This window comes from Stenotrophomonas sp. CFBP8994, assembly GCF_034044835.1.
Lineage (GTDB): Bacteria > Pseudomonadota > Gammaproteobacteria > Xanthomonadales > Xanthomonadaceae > Stenotrophomonas > Stenotrophomonas rhizophila_A.
This window is the reverse complement of the sequence record NZ_JAXCWT010000004.1, coordinates 1-16,991: the sequence shown is the minus strand read 5'-3', so window position 1 is coordinate 16,991 and position 16,991 is coordinate 1. Positions and strand designations below refer to the sequence as shown.

Genomic DNA, 16,991 nt, shown 5'->3' with positions numbered 1-16,991 from the left:
ACGAAATACGCCAGCGCCTAGTTTACGCCGGCGTACTCCGATAACCCGCGGCCTGCGGGGTTTGGCCGGCTAGAAATCGCCCAGTTTGGCCTCGTCGGTCGGCTTGGCCAGCCATTCGGCAAGGTCGTTGCCGATGGCGGTGACAACCCGTTCCAGCACGTCGCAGGAGCCTTTGAACCCGCCGAATGCGCCGCCGCGGGAAACACGTCGCGCGGTCACGGTGGCAACCTTCTGGCCGTCCTGCGTCAGCACGCCGCGCACGGTTGCCGACTTGAAGTGACCGCTGAAGGCGTTGCCGGCACTCTGTGCCTCCACCAGCTCCAGCTTCAGCGCCCGGCCCGTGGAGACGGCCTCCGCATCGAACGCGATCGTATTGCCGAATTTCGGGGCGTTGCTGCCCAGCGAGGTTGCAAGCTGCGCCCCCATGCGGCATTCGGCCTTGATGTTATCGGCGATGTAAGCGGACTCCGAGAACGGAATCGGATCCTGCACGTGGATGGTGTCCGCCATGGCAGGCGTGGCAAGGCAGAGCAGCACGGCTGTCGCCGCGTACCGTGAGTGACGCATGGTATTCCCCCTGGAATGTTGGCCGCGGCTGCCTCATGCAACCGCGCCCGCGCATCGTGCCGATTGCCACGCAGCGGCGCAAGGGCTCAGCGGCGGCGGCGCTTGCGGTCGAGGTACAAGGTCTTGGCCACGCTCAGGCCGATGCCGATCACGATCCCTACGATGCCTCCGAGCAGGTAGTTTCCACTGAGCAGGCCTGCGGCGGCACCGACCACCGTGGCGATCACCATTTCCGTGGTGTGCGAGACCGGGGGTGGCGGCGTGGACATGGAGACTCCGGGACAGGTGTGGGGCAAGCCACATTGTCGCCCGGATCGCCCGCGCCAGAAACGATGAAGGCCGGGTTTCCCCGGCCTCCATGCGTTACCTGTTCATCGTCAGAGCTGTTCGGCAGGCCCGGCGATCGGCGTCACCGGACGGGCGTCGCCGCCCTTGTCGTTGTTGTTGCTGCCACCGTCCTTGTTGGACTTGCCCCAGCCCATCGGCGGCGGCGGATCGCGGCCTTCCATGATGGCGTCGATCTGCGGCGCATCGATGGTCTCGTACTGCAGCAGCAGCTGGGACATCGTGTGCAGCTTGTCGAGGTTGGCCGTGACCAGCTCGGTGGTGCGGGCGTAGGCCTTGTCCAGGATGCTGCGCACCACTTCATCGATGCGGCGCGCGGTATCGTCGGACACGCTCTTGTGCTGGGTCACCGAACGGCCCAGGAACACCTCATCGTCCTCTTCGCCATAGGCGATCGGGCCGAGCTCGTCGGACAGGCCCCACTTGGTGACCATGTTGCGGGCCATCTTGGTGGCGCGTTCGATGTCGTTGGAGGCACCGGTGGTGACCTTGTCGGCGCCGAAGATCAGCTCCTCGGCGACGCGGCCGCCGTACAGCGAGCACAGCTGCGATTCGATCGCCACGCGGTTCATCGAGTACTTGTCGCCTTCCGGCAGGTACATGGTCACGCCCAGCGCGCGACCGCGCGGGATGATGGTGACCTTGTAGACCGGATCGTGCTCGGGCACCAGGCGGCCGACGATCGCGTGGCCGGCTTCGTGGTAGGCAGTGAGCGTCTTTTCTTCCTCGCTCATGGCCATCGAACGACGCTCGGCACCCATCAGGATCTTGTCGCGGGCACGGTCGAAGTGCTCCATGCGCACTTCCTTCTCGTTGCCGCGTGCGGCAAACAGCGCCGCCTCGTTGCACAGGTTGGCCAGGTCGGCGCCGGAGAAGCCCGGGGTACCGCGCGCGATCACCATCGGCTCGACATCGTCGGCCAGCGGCAGCTTGCGCATGTGCACCTTGAGGATCTGCTCACGGCCCTTGACGTCGGCCAGCCCGACCACGACCTGGCGGTCGAAGCGGCCCGGGCGCAGCAGCGCCGGGTCCAGCACGTCGGGACGGTTGGTGGCGGCAATGACGATCACGCCCTCGCCCCCTTCGAAGCCGTCCATTTCCACCAGCAGCTGGTTCAGGGTCTGCTCGCGCTCGTCATGACCGCCACCCAGGCCGGCACCGCGATGGCGGCCAACGGCGTCGATTTCGTCGATGAAGATGATGCACGGGGCCTGCTTCTTGGCCTGCTCGAACATGTCGCGCACGCGGCTGGCGCCGACGCCGACGAACATTTCCACGAAGTCCGAGCCGGAGATCGAGAAGAACGGAACCTTGGCTTCGCCGGCGATGGCACGGGCCAGCAGGGTCTTGCCGGTACCGGGCGGGCCGACCATCAGCACGCCGCGCGGGATCTTGCCGCCCAGCTTGGTGAACTTGGTCGGATCGCGCAGGAAGTCGACCAGCTCGCCGACTTCTTCCTTGGCTTCGTCGCAGCCGGCGACGTCGGCGAAGGTGACCTTGATCTGGTCTTCGCCCTGCAGCTTGGCGCGCGACTTGCCGAAGGACATCGCGCCCTTGGCACCGCCGCCACCGCCCTGCATCTGGCGCATGATGAACAACCAGAAGCCGATGATCAGGATCACCGGGAGGAAGTTCATCAGGATCGCGCCCAGCGAGATGCCACTGGACGGCTCTTCCTGGACGATTTCCACATTCTTGGCGCGCAGGATGTTGATCAGGTCGCGGTCCATCGGCGCGGTGATCGTGGCCGACTGGCCGCTGCGCGTGGTGTACGAGATCTGGTTGGTGCCGCTGCGCATGTCGCCGCTGAAGGTGACCTTCTGGACGTTGCCGCCATCCACCTGGTCCAGGAACTGCGAATACGTGGCGCCCTGGGCACCGGCGCCGCTGCTCTTTGGCGAGAAGCTCTGGAACACCACCATGAGCACCACGGCGACGACCACCCATAGCAGGAGGTTCTTGGTCAAGTCGTTCATCCTCATTGGCTCCGGTGTTCCTCTAATGCCTGACGCAATTGGTATGGTTGAGCTTACTTGATCTGGGTGCGTTTGCCCTGCCCCAAGGCATACACCTCGGGCGAGCGCTTCCGGGACGCTTCAGGCTTGCGGATCACGACCTTGTCGTACCGGCGGCGCATCTCGCGCACGTAGTCGTCAAAGCCCACGCCCTGGAACAGCTTGATCAGGAACGCGCCACCCGGCTTGAGATGGTTGTCGGCAAAATCCAGCGCCAACTCGGCCAGGTGCATCATCCGCGGCTGGTCTACCGCGTCCATACCACTTTTATTGGGGGCCATATCCGAGAGCACAAGGTCTACCGGCTGGTCCCCGAGCATGGCTTCAAACTGCGATAGGACGGCCTGCTCCCTGAAGTCCCCGTGAAGGAACTCCACCCCGGCCAGCGGCGGCATCTCCAGGATGTCCAGGGCCAGCACCCTTCCGGTGTCGCCGATCTGGCGCCGGACCTGCTGGGACCAGCCCCCGGGGGCGGCGCCCAGGTCGACCACGACCATATGCGGCTTCAGCAGCCGGTCACGCGCGAGCAGCTCCTCCAGCTTGTAAGCCGCGCGCGAGCGCATCCCCTCGGCCTGGGCCTTCTTCACGAAGGGGTCGGCGAAGTGTTCTTTCAACCAGCGTTGGCTGCTCTTGCTGCGGGAAACCATTGGAGATAGGGCCGGACGGGGTGGTCATGATACCCTGATCGCCCCAGTTAACCGCTTGTTCCTGAATGTCTATTGTCCTGACCTCCTCCCAGACCCGCTTCCTCCGCGGCCAAGCCCATGGTCTGAACGCCCTGCTGCAGATCGGCGGCAAGGGGGTCACGCCGGCCTTCCTGGCCGAGCTGAACGAGGTGCTGGAGCGCCACGAACTGATCAAGGTGAAGGTGGCCGCGGAAGACCGCGATGCACGCGACGCCATGATCGCCGAGCTGGTCCAGGCCTCGGAAAGCGCGCTGGTGCAGCGCATCGGCCACGTGGCCGTGCTCTACCGCCCCAGCAAGGAACAGCGCCAGATCGTGCTTCCGCGCGGCTGATCGCCATGCAGCTGAACCACGAAATCCCGGATTTTGCCTATGCGTTCCGCATCGTCGGCGCCGACTCGGTGGTGTTCGAAGACCGCGTGAACGCCGGCACCCGGCGGGTGGTGAAGAGCTTCATCGTCACCCCGCAGGCATTGCTGGAAGATTGGCCCGCACCCGCCAGCGTCAAGGAGCTGACCCCGGACCACCTGGCCACGGTGCTGGCCCAGCAGCCGGAACTGGTCATCCTTGGAACGGGGGAAAAGCAGCAATTCCCATCCGCGGCGGTCATGGGGGCCTGTCTGACCCGCAACATCGGCATCGAGGTCATGGACAACGGAGCGGCCGCCAGGACATTCAACCTGCTTGCAGGTGAAGGCCGCAATGTAGCGGCGGCGATCCTCCTGCCGGGCTGAAATGGGTTGATTTCGTTCAGAAAAGGCTGCCGTTGGCAGCCTTTTTTGTGGGTTCCGCCGCGGTAGCGCCACGCCCTGCGTGGCTGCGCGATCACTTGGGGGGCAGGTACAGCAGCGGGTCGACCGGCTTGCCGTTGTAGCGGATCTCGAAGTGCAGCATGTCGCGGGTGGTACCGGTGCGGCCCATCTCGGCGATCTGCTCGCCGGCCTTCACGCTCTGGCCTTCGTTGACCAGCCGCTTGCGGTTGTGGCCGTAGGCCGACAACCACTGATCGTTGTGCTTGATGATGATCAGCTCACCGAAGCCGACCAGCCCGGCACCGGAATAGACCACCACGCCCGACGCGGTGGCGCGTACCGGCTGGCCGCTGCTGCCGGCGATATCCACGCCCTGCTTGGTGACATCGGCGCCGACGAAGCGGCCCACGAGCGCACCATCGGCCGGCCAGCGCCAGTCGATGTTGCTCTTGATGGCCGTGGTCGGCGACGGGGTCGGCGCAGGCGCAGGCGTCGAACCGGTGCCCGGACGCGGCGCAGTCACCACGGTGGTCGGCGCGCGGCCCGGGCTGCTGCCGGGGTACAGGCGGATGACCTGCCCGGGATAGATGGTGTACGGCTCGCCCAGCCCGTTCCAAGCGGCCAGGTCGCGCGGGGTGATGTTGTGGATGCGTGCCAGCGCGTAGAGGGTGTCGCCACGGCGAACCACGGCGGTCTGCCCCGGCTTGGCTACCGACGTCTGCGGCGTGGTGTGCGTGGTGCGCCCGCCGGACGGCTTGACCACCGTGGCGGTGCCGCAGGCACTCAGGGTGGACACCACCAGCAGCAGGGCGGTCAGCCGTGTGGCCCCGCGCATACGATCAGCACTCATGCGAACTTCGCTCTCCAGACAAGCCAGGCCACCAGACCCACCACCAGTACGGTGGCGATCCAGCCCAGCGGTTCAATCCAACGCCGCAGCGCGGCTTCGGCGCGCGCCCCGCCAATGCGGATGACGGCCGCCAGCACGTACACGCGCTTGCCCCGCCCGATCAACATGCTCAGGAAGTACTGCGGCAGCGGCACCCCGACGATACCCGATGCCCACGTGAAGACCTTCATCGGGATGGGCATGAAGCCGCCCAGCACCAGGAAGGTGAACACCGCCCACGGGGATTCGGCCATCTTGGCCTGCACGATGGCGATGCCGCCTTCAATGCTGGTCAGCATGCCCATCGCGGCGAACAGCGGCTTGACCGCTTCAAACGCGTAGTGGCCCAGCGCATAGCCGACCAGCGCACCGGCCATCGAGCCGGCCAGGCTGAGCGTGGCGAACCACCAGCCGCGCTTGGGTTGGGCCACGCACATCGGTGCCAGCATCACTTCGGGCATCACCGGGAAGATGATCGCCTCGATGAAGCTGAGCACCGTCAGGTAGGTCGGGGCGCGCTCATGCGCGGCCCACTTCATCGCCCGCTCGTACAGCGGACCAAAAATCTTCATGACGCAACGCTCCTTGGAATCAGTCCAGCATGCCAGACAGCAGCGGCACGAACGTGACCGGTGCCAGTACCTGCTGTTCAACGCTGCCGTCGTCGCGGCGGGTCAGCTGGATCAGCGACTGCGCCCCGGCCCCACCGACCGGCGCGACCAGGCGCCCGCCCACGGCCAGCTGCTCGACCAGCGCATCGACCAGCGCCGGCGCGGCCGCGGTCACCACGATGGCGTCGAACGGCCCGTGTTCGGCCCAGCCGATGCGGCCATCGTCGTGCTTGCTGCGGATGTTCATGCCCAGCGCACGGAAGCGCTTGCGCGCCTGGCGCAGCAGGTCACCGATGCGCTCGACGGTGTAGACCTCCAGCCCCAGCGCACCGAGTACGGCGGCTTGGTAGCCCGAGCCGGTGCCCACTTCGAGCACCTTCTTCGGCGCCGACTGCAGCACCGCTTCGGTCATCCGCGCCACCACCCACGGCTGGGAGATGGTCTGGCCGTGGCCGATCGGCAGTGCGGTGTCTTCGTAGGCGCGCGAGGCCAAGGCCTCGTCGATGAACAGATGCCGCGGCACCACCCGGATCGCATTGAGGGTGGCTTCGTCGGCAATGCCGCTCTCGCGCAGGCGTTCGACCAGGCGGTCGCGCACGCGCTGGGAGGTCATGCCAATCCCGACCGCTTCGGGCTGCAGGCGCAGGCGCTGGCTCATGCCGGCCGGTCCAGCGCGGCGGTCAGCCCGCCTACCCAGCTGGCGACCTTCTCCAGTGCCTGGTAGCGGGTCAGGTCGACCTGGATCGGCGTGATCGAGATGAATCCGTTGCGCACGGCATGGAAGTCCGTGCCCGGGCCCGAATCCTGTTCGCGGCCGGCCGGGCCGATCCAGAACACTTCATTGCCGCGCGGGTCGCGCTGGGCAATGCAGCCTTCGGCACGGTGGCGGTTGCCCAGCCGGGTCACTTCGAAGCCACGCACCTCCGCCCACGGCAGGTCGGGCACGTTGACGTTGAGGATGGTGTCGGCCGGCAGCGGGTCGGCCTTGAGCCGGGTGACGATCTCCACGGCGGCACGCGCGGCGGTTTCAAAATTGCGCGGGTCGTGGTTGTGGGTGACCAGCGACATCGCCACCGCCGGCAGGCCGAGGAAACGCCCTTCCATCGCCGCCGACACGGTCCCGGAGTAGATGACGTCATCGCCCAGGTTGGCTGCGTTGTTGATGCCCGACACCACGATGTCCGGGTCGTATTCGAGCAGGCCGGTCAGCGCCAGGTGCACGCAGTCGGTCGGGGTGCCGGCTACCGAACAGGTGTAGTGGTCGATGCGCTTGACCCGCACCGGCAGGTCCAGGGTCAGCGAGTTGCTGGCGCCGGAGCGGTCGCGGTCGGGGGCGACCACCATCACTTCGTGGCCGGCCTCGCGCAGCACGGAGGCGAGCATCCTGATGCCGGGGGCATCGACGCCGTCGTCGTTGCTGACCAGGATCCGCATCTGGGTTTTAACCGCTTGATTGTTCAAGACTTCATTTCCATCACTTTCCAGCGTTGGCGGGGCCGGCCTTCACCCGTTTCGGGATCACCGACCGCGCAAGTGCGTCAGCTATTGTGCCGCAAGCGGGCAGATCGGCCTACCCCGGCGGGAGGTAGGCACGGCCGATTCAGGGCATTAGGCTGTACGCATGTCACATCCTGAAGACGAAGATCCGGCCGCACTGTTCCGCGCCGCCATCGGCGAGGTCACGCCGCTGCGCAAACCGGTGGCTGCGCCACCGGCGACACCCCGACCGAAGCCGCGTGCGCGCATGGCCGAACAGGACGAGGACGCCGCGCGCGGGGAATTCGCCAGGCTGCTTCGCGACAGCAGCCCGCTGGAGGCCGGCGACACCGCCAGCTACCGGCGCGAGAACCTGCCGGCACGGATGTTCCAGCGGCTCAAGCGCGGGCAGTATTCGGTGCAGGACGAGCTGGACCTGCACGGTGCCACGGTGGCCCAGGCGGAGACGCTGCTGCGCCAGTTCCTGCTGGAAGCGCATGCGCACGAGCACGGCTGCGTGCGCATCATCCACGGCAAGGGGCTGCAGTCCGACGGCGGTGCACCGGTGTTGAAGAACCTGGTGGACCGGCTGCTGCGCCAGCGCAATGACGTGCTGGCGTTTCATTCGGCGCCCGCCGGGCAAGGCGGGACGGGGGCGGTGTTGGTGCTGTTGGCGCGACGGTGATCGCCCGCACCACGTAGAAATCACTCGTTCGACGAAGCGCTGCTGGCGTCGTCCACCGGACCCAGCTCGTGCAGCACGGCGGTGGCATAACACCCCGGCGGCAGCGCGAAGGTCAGCTCGAGCACATCGGCTTCCAGCCAGCGATGCTGCAGGTTGGACGGGCGCAACCGCAACGCGCGGCGCTCCTGCTTCAGGCGCGCGCCTTCCAGCCCGGTGCGCAGCTGCACCGACTGCTCGTCGCTGATCGCGCCCAGCTCCAGCTCAGCCGCTGCACCCGTGCTGCGCAGCTCACCCTCGCCCCACAGCGGACCGCTGGGATGGATGTCGAAGCGGCCCAGGCGATCCGCCAGCAGGTCGGTCCACGGTTCGGGACCGAACACGCTGCGGCTGCCATCGAGCATCCACACTTCACCCTCCAGCGGGCTGTCCCAGTTGCCCTGCGCCACGCGTTCGGCCAGCACCTGGTTGAACAGCGCCGAGCGCGCGGCCGAAAGCAGCAGCGAGCGCTGGTCGGGGCGCACGCGGCGGCCGCCGAACATGGCCAGTGCGGCCGGCACGTTGCCGCCATCGCGGCCGAAGCGCTGCTCGCCGAACCAGTTCGGCAGGCCACGCGCGGCGATCAGCGACAGCCGCTCGTCGATCGCCTTCGCCTCGCCCTGCACGCTGCGCAGCACCAGCCGGAACCGGTTGCCGGCCAGCGCGCCGCGCTGCAGCTTGCGGTTGTGCCAGGTGGACTCGACCACCTCCACTTCATCCGAGGCCAGCAGCGCGATGTCAGGCGCGATGCGCTTGGGCAGGTGCACGCTGAAGCGCTGGGTGGTGACCGCATGCCGGTCCTTCATGCCGGCATAACTGACCGCCATGTCCGGCAGCCCCGCCCACTTCGCCAGCAGCTTGGCCACATGCACGGTGTTGGCACCACGCTTGCGGATCGTCAGCAGCAGGTGCTCGCCTTCCCCGGTGGGCTCGAACGCCGGCAGTTCGTCCACCTGGAAATCTTCCGGGACGGTGCGGATGTCGGCGCGCAGCAGCGGCTCGCCGAAGGCCAGCGGCAAGGGGATCACAGCGCCACCAACAGTACGACGGCCTGTGCAGCGATTCCCTCGCCGCGCCCGGTGAAACCGAGCTTCTCGGAGGTGGTGGCCTTGACGCTCACCGCATCCAGCGAGATGCCAAGCAGTCCGGCAATGCGCTCGCGCATGGCCAAGGCATGCGGGCCGACCTTGGGCCGCTCGCAGATCACGGTGATGTCGGTGTTGCCGACCTGCCAGCCGCGTTCGCGCAGCAGGCTGTTGCAGTGGTCAAGGAAGCGGCTGCTGTCGGCATCCTTCCAGCGCATGTCCGACGGCGGGAAGTGCTGGCCGATGTCGCCGAGCGACAGCGCGCCCAGCATGGCATCGCACAAAGCGTGCAGGATCACATCGCCATCGCTGTGCGCCAGCACGCTACAGCTGTGCGCGACGCGCACGCCGCCGAGCATGATGTGGTCGCCCTCGCCGAAGGCGTGGACGTCATAACCCTGCCCGATGCGGACCGGAGGAAACGGGGTGTTCATGGCAAAAAACCTGCGGTGATGGCCGGCGCGGACGGGCTCAGGAGCCGCGGCGCGACAGCTCGAATTCGAATCGGGACAGATCGGCCGGGGTGGTGACCTTGAAGTTGTCCTCGTTGCCCTCGACCAGCAACGGGCGCAGGCCCTGGCGCTCCATCGCCATGGCGTCGTCGGTGACGTCCACGCCGGCGGCGGCCGCGTCCTGCAGCGCGCGGGCCAGCTGGTGTCGGCGGAACAGCTGCGGGGTCAGCGCGCGCCACAGGCGCGCACGCGGCTCGGTGCCATCAATGCCGCCGTCGTCGCCGGCCCGCTTGAGGGTATCGCGCACCGGCGCGGCCAGGATCGCGCCGACCGGATCGGCACGCCCCACTTCCAGCAGGCGACCGAGGTCGGCTGCGGCCAGGTTCGGCCGCGCAGCATCGTGGACCAGCACGAAATCGTCGGCCCGCACGCTGTCAGGCAGCGCCTGCAGGCCGGCCAGCACCGAGGCAGCGCGGGTCGCCCCGCCGATGCAGGTCAGGATCGGTTTGTCGGCCAACGACTGCCAGCCCGGCCAGTCGACATCGTTCTCGGCGATGACCACCATCACCCCGGCCACGACCGGGTGTGACAGCAGGGCTTCCAGGGTGTGCGCCAACAGCACCCGGTCGCCTGCGACCAGGTACTGCTTGGGCGTGTCGCTGCCGAAGCGGGTACCTCGGCCGGCGGCCGGAACCACGGCCCAGACACTGCCCATCAGGGCACGTCCGGGTGTGGCGCGTTCGGGTCGGCGGCCAGCGCCGGCGCACGCGGCGCCGCCACCGGTGCGTTCTCGACCACGCGGTAGAACTTCTCACCGGGCTTGATCATGCCCAGCTCGCTGCGCGCGCGCTCTTCGATGGCGGCCTCGCCTTCCTTGAGGTCCTTGACCTCGGCCGCCAGCGCATCATTGCGCTGTTGCAGGCCGGCGTTGTCGCGCTTCTGGGATTCGACCTGGGCTTCGAGCGACATCACTTCTCCCGAATTGCCCGGGCCGAACCAGAAGCGGTACTGCAGCCATGCCAGCAGTACCGCGAGCACCAGCAGCAGCCAGCGCCAGTTGCGCATGCGGATCAGCGCTTCAGCGACACGAACGCGTCACGCCCGGCGTAACGCGCGCCGGCACCAAGGGCTTCCTCGATGCGCAGCAGCTGGTTGTACTTGGCCACGCGGTCGCTGCGGCACAGCGAGCCGGTCTTGATCTGGGTGGCGGTGGTGGCCACGGCGATGTCGGCGATGGTGGTGTCTTCGGTTTCGCCCGAACGGTGCGAGACCACCGCAGCGTAGTTGGCGTGGTGCGCCATGGCGATCGCTTCCAGAGTCTCGGTCAGGGTGCCGATCTGGTTGACCTTGATCAGGATCGCGTTGGCGGTGCCGGACTCGATGCCTTCCTTGAAGATCTTCGGGTTGGTCACGAACAGGTCGTCGCCGACCAGCTGCACCTTCTTGCCGATGCGGTCGGTAAGCAGCTTCCAGCCGGCCCAGTCGTTCTCGGCCAGGCCGTCTTCGATGGTGATGATCGGGTACTGGGCGGCCCAGTCGGCCAGGAAATCGACGAACTGCTCGGAGGTCAGGCGCTTGTTCTCGCCCACCAGGTTGTACTTGCCGTTCTCGTAGAACTCGCTGGAGGCCACGTCCAGGCCCAGCAGCACGTCTTCGCCGGCGGTGTAGCCGGCCTTGCCGATCGCCTCGAGGATGGTGTCGAGCGCTTCGACGTTGCTGCGGAAGTCCGGCGCGAAGCCGCCTTCGTCGCCCACCGCCGTGCTCAGGCCATGGCCCTTGAGCACCGACTTGAGCGAATGGAAGATTTCGGTACCGGCACGCAGCGCTTCGGAGAACGAGGTGAAGCCGACCGGCAGCACCATGAATTCCTGGAAGTCGACGTTGTTGTCGGCATGCGCCCCGCCGTTGATGATGTTCATCATCGGCACCGGCAGGCTCACATCGGTGCTGCCCTTGGAAAGGTACTGCCACAGCGCCTGCTTGTTGGCGGCAGCGGCGGCATGGGCATTGGCCATGGACACGGCCAGCAGTGCGTTCGCGCCCAGGCGACCCTTGTTCTCGGTGCCATCCAGGTCGATCAGGCGCCGGTCGAGGCCTTCCTGGTCGGCCGCGTCGAAGCCCTTCAGCGCGGAGGCGATGGTGGTGTTGACGTTGTTGACGGCGTTGCGCACGCCCTTGCCCAGGTAACGGGTCTTGTCGCCATCGCGCAGTTCGACCGCTTCCTTGGTGCCGGTGGAGGCACCCGACGGCACGGCGGCACGGCCGAACGAGCCGTCCTCCAGGGTGACTTCGGCTTCCAGCGTGGGGTTGCCACGGCTGTCGAGGATTTCACGGGCGTGGATGCTGCGGATCGTGGTCATAGCGGGCCGGTTACCAGTCAGAAAGGGGGAACGCCAAAAATCAATGCGTTGAAACGTGCCGCGTGATTATCCCCACCTGCCCCCCGCTTGCCAAATCCGCGCGCGGAAAGCGCCAGGGGCTACAGCAGGGAGGGCAGCAGCAGCACCAGCAGCAGCAGGCCCAGCAGGCCCAGCGCGGCGCCGCCACCGGCCGGCTGGCGGCGCAGGCGCAACGCCAGCACGCCGGCCAGCACGGTGCCCAGCGCGCAGGTTGCGCCCAGCGCCAGGGTTAGGTTGATGGGCGTGGCGACGGCCTGGACGGCATGGCTGCCGTCACCGGGCGAACCCACTGCGGAAAACACCAGCACCATGAGCACGAACGCGCAGCCCCAGCTGGCTGTCGACAGGACCAACGCTGCCCAGCCCCAGGGCCACGCCCGCCAGTGGCGGCGCTGGCGACGGGCCAGCTGCGCCGCCCACGGGTCCTGGCTCAGGCGCTTGCTTCCTGCAGCAGCGCGCCGCCGGCCTTGCGCTCACGCGCGGCACGGATGAAGCCGATGAACAGCGGGTGGCCATCGCGCGGGGTGGACAGGAATTCCGGGTGCGCCTGGCAGGCGAGGAACCACGGATGCTGGTCGCGCGAGAGCTCCACCACTTCCACCAGGGTGTCGTCCATCGATTTGCCGGCAATCACCAGGCCGGCATCTTCCAGCTGGGTGCGGTAGCGGTTGTTGAACTCGTAGCGGTGACGATGGCGCTCGGACACCACGTCCTTGCCGTACAGCTCGCGGGCCAGCGTGCCGGGCTTCAGGCGCTGCTCCTGCAGGCCCAGGCGCATGGTGCCGCCGAGATCGCTCTTGTCATCGCGCTTTTCCACATCGCCGGTGGCGGTGCGCCATTCGGTGATGAGGCCGATCACCGGGTTGGGCGACTGGCGGTCGTTCTCGGTGCTGTTGGCACCCTCCAGGCCGACCACGTTGCGGGCGAAATCGACCACGGCGGCCTGCATGCCGTAGCAGATGCCGAAATACGGCAGCTGCTGTTCACGGGCGAACTGCGAGGTGAGCACCTTGCCCTCGAAGCCACGGTCGCCGAAGCCACCCGGCACCAGGATGCCATCGACATCCTTCAGCGCCGCCATGTCGGTGCCTTCCAGGTCCTGCGCTTCGAGCCACTTCAGGTTGACCCTGGTGCGCTGGCGCAGGCCGCCGTGCTTGAGCGCTTCGCCGACCGACTTGTAGGCGTCCTGGTGGTCGACGTACTTGCCGACCACGGCGATGGTGACTTCATCCACCGGGTGCAGGGTGGCATCCAGCGCGGCTTCCCATTCGTGCAGGTCGGCGGGACCGGCCTTGTCGCCGAGCTTGAGCTGGTTGATGACGATCTCGTCCAGGCCCTGCGCGTGCAGGCCCATCGGAATGCGGTACAGCACGTCGACGTCGGGCACGCTGATCACGGCGCGCTCGGAGACGTTGGTGAACTGGGCGATCTTGCGGCGCTCGGAGTCGGGCACCGGCTGCTCGGAACGGCACAGCAGCACGTCGGGCTGGATGCCGATCGAGCGCAGTTCCTTGACCGAGTGCTGGGTCGGCTTGGTCTTCAGCTCACCGGCGGCGGCGATGTACGGCACCAGGGTGAGGTGCATGAACAGGGCCTTCTCCGGGCCGCGCTCGGTGCGCACCTGGCGGATGGCTTCCAGGAACGGCAGGGATTCGATGTCGCCCACGGTGCCGCCGATTTCCACCAGCGCCACGTCGAAGCCTTCGGTGGCTTCGTCCATGCAGCGGCGGATCTCGTCGGTGATGTGCGGGATGACCTGCACGGTGGCGCCCAGGTAGTCACCGCGGCGCTCCTTGCGGATCACGTTCTCGTAGATGCGGCCGGTGGTGACCGAGTTCTTCCGGCTCAATCGGGTGCGCACGAAGCGCTCGTAGTGGCCCAGGTCCAGGTCGGTCTCGGCGCCGTCGTCGGTGACGTACACCTCGCCGTGCTGGAACGGGCTCATGGTGCCCGGGTCGACGTTGATGTACGGGTCGAGCTTCATCATCGTGACCTTCAGGCCACGGGCTTCGAGGATGGAGGCGAGCGAGGCGGCGGCAATGCCTTTGCCGAGCGAGGAAACCACGCCGCCGGTTACGAAGATCAAGGGAGTCATGGCTGGGGGTGTCCTGTCAGGAAGGGGGAAACGGCGCCGGCGCGCGGGGCGGCGGACGTCGTGAAGGGGGAATCGGGGAGGATCCGGGCGGCGGCGGCGGGATGTTCACGCGCCAGGGCCAGGATCAGGGGAGCGATGACGTGGCGGCCGGTCGGCGAGGTCGGGTCGGCCGTGCCGGTCGCCGTTGGGACCGTCACCTCCTGCCTACCCTGCTGGCGGCCGCGCACGACCAGACCAGTCCATTCGCTGATGGATGACACGTACTGCTCCCGGAAAGCCATAGTTTACAGATTGAGGGCGCCCAGCCCAAGGGGCACGAACGAAGACGCCCCGGCAAGCCGGGGCGTCGGGGAAGCCGAAACGCCGGTTCAGCGCTTCTTCTTGGCCTCTTCTTCCTCTTCCTGCTGGGGCGCCTGCTGGCCCTTGGCCTTCATTTCGGCGTTGGCGGCCGCGCGGCGCTTGGCCTTGGCGTCGGCTTCGGACTGCGCCTTGGCCTCGGCCTGCTCGCCCTGCTGCGCGGTGGACTGGCCCTGTCCGGCGTTCTGCGCCATTGCCAGCGGCACGGCCACGACGGCGGCGGCAATGGCAACGATGGTCAGCAACTTCTTCATGGGGGTCTCCTCGCGTATGGCTGGGGATGGGGTGCCGGGGTTCCGGTTTTCCCATCCCCTACAGTCTATCGCGCGCTCTTCGGCCGGCCCCTGAACGTGCGGCGTGCAAAAAAACCGGCCAGACCGCAAACTTCGCCGTCGCTATGCGCTTTATGAAGACAGATGAACACCCGCTATAACGCCGCCGATATTGAAGTCCTGTCCGGCCTGGACCCGGTCAAGCGCCGCCCGGGCATGTATACCGACACCGCGCGCCCGAACCACCTGGCGCAGGAAGTGATCGACAACGCCGTGGACGAAGCGCTGGCCGGGCACGCCCGGACGGTCGAGGTCACCCTGTACAAGGACGGCAGCTGCGAGGTCACCGATGACGGCCGCGGCATGCCGGTGGACATCCACCCGGAAGAGAAGGTGCCCGGCGTGGAGCTGATCCTGACCCGGCTGCATGCGGGCGGTAAGTTCAACAACAAGAACTACACCTTCTCCGGCGGCCTGCACGGCGTGGGCGTGAGCGTGGTCAATGCGCTGTCGACGCTGGTGGAAGTGCATATCCGGCGCGATGGCAGCGAGCACCGCATCACCTTCCGCAATGGCGACCGCGCCACGCCGCTGGAAGTGGTCGGCAGCGTGGGCAAGAAGAACACCGGTACGCGGGTGCGCTTCTGGGCCGACCCGAAGTACTTCGACACGCCCAAGTACAACCTGCGGGCGCTGCGCCACCTGTTGCGCGCCAAGGCGGTGCTGTGCCCGGGCCTGACAGTGAAGCTGCGCGACGAGGCCACCGACGAGCAGGACACCTGGTACTACGAAGATGGCCTGAGCGATTACCTGAAGGCTGAGCTGGGCGAGCGCGAAATGCTGCCGGCCGAGCTGTTCGTGGGCCAGCTGAAGAAAGATACCGAGGTGGTGGACTGGGCGGTGGCGTGGCTGCCGGAAGGCGAGCTGGTCCAGGAAAGCTATGTCAACCTGATTCCAACCGCGCAGCACGGCACCCACGCCAACGGGCTGCGCACGGGCCTGACCGAGGCGCTGCGCGAGTTCTGCGATTTCCGCAACCTGCTGCCGCGCGGGGTGAAGCTGGCCCCGGAAGACGTGTGGGACCGGGTGTCGTTCGTGCTGTCGCTGAAGATGACCGACCCGCAGTTCAGCGGGCAGACCAAGGAGCGGCTGTCGTCGCGCCAGGCCGCCGGGTTCGTCGAAGGCGCGGCACATGACGCCTTCAGCCTGCTGCTGAACCAGAACGTGGCGCTGGGCGAGCAGATCGCGCAGCTGGCGATCGAGCGTGCCAGTGCGCGCCTGAAGACCGAAAAGCTGGTGGTGCGCAAGAAGGTCACCCAGGGCCCTGCCCTGCCGGGCAAGCTGGCGGACTGCATCAGCCAGGACCTGTCGCGCACGGAGCTGTTCCTGGTGGAAGGTGATTCGGCCGGCGGCAGTGCCAAGCAGGCGCGTGACAAGGACTTCCAGGCGATCATGCCGCTGCGCGGCAAGATCCTGAACACCTGGGAAGTGTCGTCGGGCAGCGTGCTGGCGTCGGAAGAAGTGCACAACCTGGCCATTGCGATCGGCTGCGATCCGGGCAAGCAGGACATCAGCGGGCTGCGTTACGGCAAGGTGGTGATCCTGGCGGACGCGGACTCGGACGGCCTGCATATTGCGACGTTGCTGACGGCGCTGTTCCTGAAGCACTTCCCGTCGCTGGTGGATGCGGGCCACGTGTTCGTGGCGATGCCGCCGCTGTTCCGCGTGGACGTGGGCAAGCAGGTGTTCTACGCGCTGGACGAGGAAGAAAAGCGTTCGCTGCTGGACAAGATCGAGCGCGAGAAGATCAAGGGCCAGGTCAACGTGACCCGCTTCAAGGGCCTTGGCGAGATGAACCCGCACCAGTTGCGCGAGTCGACCATCCACCCCGACACCCGCCGCCTGGTGCAGCTGACGGTGGACGATGGCGAGCAGACCAGCGCGCTGATGGACATGCTGCTGGCCAAGAAGCGCGCGGGCGACCGCAAGCAGTGGCTGGAGAACAAGGGCGATCTGGCTTCGCTTGAGGTCTGATTGCTGATGAAAAATCCCGCTTCGGCGGGATTTTTTTTTGCGCCCGCTTGCGTGGCCTGCAAACGTCGGGGGTGCAGACACTCCCGTAGTGCCGGGCCCTGCCCGGCAGCTTCATGCTTCTGGGCGAACAGCCGGTGGCCGTCGCTTGGTCTGAGCTGGGCCGGCGGGTGCGGGGGTACGGGGGGCGCCGTGAATCTGTGGTGGTCAAGTTTTTCTGGACACTCTCAAGGGGCGTT

Annotated in this window: 21 protein-coding genes; 4 read left to right on the top strand and 17 right to left on the bottom strand. The window is 67.1% G+C overall.

The genetic code is table 11. The features are described 5' to 3' along the window. Nucleotides 1-69: 69 nt before the first annotated feature. From SOM39_RS12115 to rlmE, 4 genes are all read right to left on the bottom strand, one after another. On the bottom strand, nucleotides 70-510 hold the full coding sequence (locus SOM39_RS12115) for a hypothetical protein (protein WP_093534110.1): 441 nt from the start codon (nucleotides 508-510) through the stop codon (nucleotides 70-72). A 143-nt stretch (nucleotides 511-653) separates the two neighbouring features. Further along, nucleotides 654-836 (bottom strand): hypothetical protein, encoded by a 183-nt coding sequence (locus SOM39_RS12110; RefSeq protein ID WP_068850876.1) that lies wholly within the window; start codon nucleotides 834-836, stop codon nucleotides 654-656. A gap of 108 nt (nucleotides 837-944) precedes the next feature. Continuing rightward, nucleotides 945-2,888, bottom strand: coding sequence for an ATP-dependent zinc metalloprotease FtsH (gene ftsH / locus SOM39_RS12105; protein WP_068850873.1), 1,944 nt, complete (start codon nucleotides 2,886-2,888; stop codon nucleotides 945-947). Nucleotides 2,889-2,941: 53 nt separating this feature from the next. Next, nucleotides 2,942-3,574, bottom strand: a complete 633-nt coding sequence (rlmE, locus tag SOM39_RS12100) for a 23S rRNA (uridine(2552)-2'-O)-methyltransferase RlmE (protein ID WP_068850870.1) — start codon at nucleotides 3,572-3,574, stop codon at nucleotides 2,942-2,944. A gap of 65 nt (nucleotides 3,575-3,639) precedes the next feature. On the opposite strand from rlmE, the gene yhbY reads away from it, so the two are divergent. Beyond that, nucleotides 3,640-3,945, top strand: a complete 306-nt coding sequence (gene yhbY / locus SOM39_RS12095) for a ribosome assembly RNA-binding protein YhbY (protein WP_249834056.1) — start codon at nucleotides 3,640-3,642, stop codon at nucleotides 3,943-3,945. Nucleotides 3,946-3,950: 5 nt separating this feature from the next. Continuing rightward, complete coding sequence (locus SOM39_RS12090; protein WP_068850864.1) at nucleotides 3,951-4,346, top strand: Mth938-like domain-containing protein; 396 nt, start codon at nucleotides 3,951-3,953, stop codon at nucleotides 4,344-4,346. 91 nt (nucleotides 4,347-4,437) lie between these two features. On the opposite strand, the gene SOM39_RS12085 is transcribed toward SOM39_RS12090, so the two are convergent. From SOM39_RS12085 to surE, 4 genes are read right to left on the bottom strand one after another with little or no spacing between them, the layout of a single operon-like run. Further along, the gene (locus tag SOM39_RS12085) at nucleotides 4,438-5,214 is read right to left on the bottom strand and encodes a peptidoglycan DD-metalloendopeptidase family protein (RefSeq protein ID WP_217535985.1); all 777 of its coding nucleotides are present in this window, start codon (nucleotides 5,212-5,214) and stop codon (nucleotides 4,438-4,440) included. Further along, on the bottom strand, nucleotides 5,211-5,825 hold the full coding sequence (locus tag SOM39_RS12080; RefSeq protein ID WP_068850859.1) for a YqaA family protein: 615 nt from the start codon (nucleotides 5,823-5,825) through the stop codon (nucleotides 5,211-5,213). Before SOM39_RS12080 ends, SOM39_RS12085 begins: the two co-directional genes overlap by 4 nt. 19 nt (nucleotides 5,826-5,844) lie before the next feature. Further along, nucleotides 5,845-6,522 (bottom strand): protein-L-isoaspartate(D-aspartate) O-methyltransferase, encoded by a 678-nt coding sequence (locus SOM39_RS12075; RefSeq protein ID WP_068850856.1) that lies wholly within the window; start codon nucleotides 6,520-6,522, stop codon nucleotides 5,845-5,847. Beyond that, on the bottom strand, nucleotides 6,519-7,298 hold the full coding sequence (surE, locus tag SOM39_RS12070) for a 5'/3'-nucleotidase SurE (protein WP_184124344.1): 780 nt from the start codon (nucleotides 7,296-7,298) through the stop codon (nucleotides 6,519-6,521). The genes SOM39_RS12075 and surE overlap by 4 nt, the downstream gene beginning before the upstream one ends. 187 nt (nucleotides 7,299-7,485) lie before the next feature. Here surE and SOM39_RS12065 point away from each other — a divergent pair, with 187 nt between their 5' ends. Beyond that, nucleotides 7,486-8,025, top strand: a complete 540-nt coding sequence (locus tag SOM39_RS12065; RefSeq protein WP_068850850.1) for a Smr/MutS family protein — start codon at nucleotides 7,486-7,488, stop codon at nucleotides 8,023-8,025. 20 nt (nucleotides 8,026-8,045) lie between these two features. Here SOM39_RS12065 and truD read toward each other — a convergent pair whose 3' ends face one another. The 9 genes from truD to SOM39_RS12020 all read right to left on the bottom strand — a co-directional run bounded on the left by truD (nucleotide 8,046) and on the right by SOM39_RS12020 (nucleotide 14,703). Further along, entirely contained in the window at nucleotides 8,046-9,089 is a 1,044-nt protein-coding gene (gene truD, locus SOM39_RS12060; protein ID WP_320458486.1) for a tRNA pseudouridine(13) synthase TruD, read from the bottom strand. Beyond that, nucleotides 9,086-9,580: a 2-C-methyl-D-erythritol 2,4-cyclodiphosphate synthase gene (gene ispF, locus SOM39_RS12055; protein WP_320458485.1), complete on the bottom strand. Its 495-nt coding sequence runs from the start codon at nucleotides 9,578-9,580 to the stop codon at nucleotides 9,086-9,088. Before ispF ends, truD begins: the two co-directional genes overlap by 4 nt. A 37-nt stretch (nucleotides 9,581-9,617) precedes the next feature. After that, nucleotides 9,618-10,313, bottom strand: coding sequence for a 2-C-methyl-D-erythritol 4-phosphate cytidylyltransferase (ispD, locus tag SOM39_RS12050; protein WP_414715874.1), 696 nt, complete (start codon nucleotides 10,311-10,313; stop codon nucleotides 9,618-9,620). Further along, nucleotides 10,313-10,663, bottom strand: a complete 351-nt coding sequence (gene ftsB / locus SOM39_RS12045; RefSeq protein ID WP_068850838.1) for a cell division protein FtsB — start codon at nucleotides 10,661-10,663, stop codon at nucleotides 10,313-10,315. The genes ispD and ftsB overlap by 1 nt, the downstream gene beginning before the upstream one ends. A gap of 5 nt (nucleotides 10,664-10,668) precedes the next feature. Beyond that, entirely contained in the window at nucleotides 10,669-11,958 is a 1,290-nt protein-coding gene (gene eno / locus SOM39_RS12040; protein WP_068850835.1) for a phosphopyruvate hydratase, read from the bottom strand. Between the two features lie 119 nt (nucleotides 11,959-12,077). After that, nucleotides 12,078-12,350 (bottom strand): hypothetical protein, encoded by a 273-nt coding sequence (locus SOM39_RS12035; RefSeq protein ID WP_320458484.1) that lies wholly within the window; start codon nucleotides 12,348-12,350, stop codon nucleotides 12,078-12,080. 77 nt (nucleotides 12,351-12,427) lie between these two features. Beyond that, nucleotides 12,428-14,092, bottom strand: a complete 1,665-nt coding sequence (locus tag SOM39_RS12030) for a CTP synthase (protein ID WP_068850828.1) — start codon at nucleotides 14,090-14,092, stop codon at nucleotides 12,428-12,430. After that, entirely contained in the window at nucleotides 14,089-14,352 is a 264-nt protein-coding gene (locus SOM39_RS12025; protein WP_320458483.1) for a hypothetical protein, read from the bottom strand. Before SOM39_RS12025 ends, SOM39_RS12030 begins: the two co-directional genes overlap by 4 nt. A 108-nt stretch (nucleotides 14,353-14,460) precedes the next feature. Beyond that, complete coding sequence (locus SOM39_RS12020; RefSeq protein WP_068850822.1) at nucleotides 14,461-14,703, bottom strand: hypothetical protein; 243 nt, start codon at nucleotides 14,701-14,703, stop codon at nucleotides 14,461-14,463. A 162-nt stretch (nucleotides 14,704-14,865) separates the two neighbouring features. On the opposite strand from SOM39_RS12020, the gene parE reads away from it, so the two are divergent. After that, the gene (gene parE / locus SOM39_RS12015) at nucleotides 14,866-16,755 is read left to right on the top strand and encodes a DNA topoisomerase IV subunit B (RefSeq protein WP_068850819.1); all 1,890 of its coding nucleotides are present in this window, start codon (nucleotides 14,866-14,868) and stop codon (nucleotides 16,753-16,755) included. Nucleotides 16,756-16,991 lie beyond the last annotated feature (236 nt).

What these genes read in the sequence shown, in the direction of transcription:
- SOM39_RS12115 (WP_093534110.1), bottom strand. Translation starts at nt 510, where the DNA reads ATGGCGGACACCATCCACGTGCAGGATCCGATTCCGTTCTCGGAGTCC.
- SOM39_RS12110 (WP_068850876.1), bottom strand. Translation starts at nt 836, where the DNA reads ATGTCCACGCCGCCACCCCCGGTCTCGCACACCACGGAAATGGTGATC.
- ftsH (WP_068850873.1), bottom strand. Translation starts at nt 2,888, where the DNA reads ATGAACGACTTGACCAAGAACCTCCTGCTATGGGTGGTCGTCGCCGTG.
- rlmE (WP_068850870.1), bottom strand. Translation starts at nt 3,574, where the DNA reads ATGGTTTCCCGCAGCAAGAGCAGCCAACGCTGGTTGAAAGAACACTTC.
- yhbY (WP_249834056.1), top strand. Translation starts at nt 3,640, where the DNA reads ATGTCTATTGTCCTGACCTCCTCCCAGACCCGCTTCCTCCGCGGCCAA.
- SOM39_RS12090 (WP_068850864.1), top strand. Translation starts at nt 3,951, where the DNA reads ATGCAGCTGAACCACGAAATCCCGGATTTTGCCTATGCGTTCCGCATC.
- SOM39_RS12085 (WP_217535985.1), bottom strand. Translation starts at nt 5,214, where the DNA reads ATGAGTGCTGATCGTATGCGCGGGGCCACACGGCTGACCGCCCTGCTG.
- SOM39_RS12080 (WP_068850859.1), bottom strand. Translation starts at nt 5,825, where the DNA reads ATGAAGATTTTTGGTCCGCTGTACGAGCGGGCGATGAAGTGGGCCGCG.
- SOM39_RS12075 (WP_068850856.1), bottom strand. Translation starts at nt 6,522, where the DNA reads ATGAGCCAGCGCCTGCGCCTGCAGCCCGAAGCGGTCGGGATTGGCATG.
- surE (WP_184124344.1), bottom strand. Translation starts at nt 7,298, where the DNA reads ATGCGGATCCTGGTCAGCAACGACGACGGCGTCGATGCCCCCGGCATC.
- SOM39_RS12065 (WP_068850850.1), top strand. Translation starts at nt 7,486, where the DNA reads ATGTCACATCCTGAAGACGAAGATCCGGCCGCACTGTTCCGCGCCGCC.
- ispF (WP_320458485.1), bottom strand. Translation starts at nt 9,580, where the DNA reads ATGAACACCCCGTTTCCTCCGGTCCGCATCGGGCAGGGTTATGACGTC.
- ispD (WP_414715874.1), bottom strand. Translation starts at nt 10,313, where the DNA reads ATGGGCAGTGTCTGGGCCGTGGTTCCGGCCGCCGGCCGAGGTACCCGC.
- ftsB (WP_068850838.1), bottom strand. Translation starts at nt 10,663, where the DNA reads ATGCGCAACTGGCGCTGGCTGCTGCTGGTGCTCGCGGTACTGCTGGCA.
- eno (WP_068850835.1), bottom strand. Translation starts at nt 11,958, where the DNA reads ATGACCACGATCCGCAGCATCCACGCCCGTGAAATCCTCGACAGCCGT.
- SOM39_RS12030 (WP_068850828.1), bottom strand. Translation starts at nt 14,092, where the DNA reads ATGACTCCCTTGATCTTCGTAACCGGCGGCGTGGTTTCCTCGCTCGGC.
- SOM39_RS12020 (WP_068850822.1), bottom strand. Translation starts at nt 14,703, where the DNA reads ATGAAGAAGTTGCTGACCATCGTTGCCATTGCCGCCGCCGTCGTGGCC.
- parE (WP_068850819.1), top strand. Translation starts at nt 14,866, where the DNA reads ATGAACACCCGCTATAACGCCGCCGATATTGAAGTCCTGTCCGGCCTG.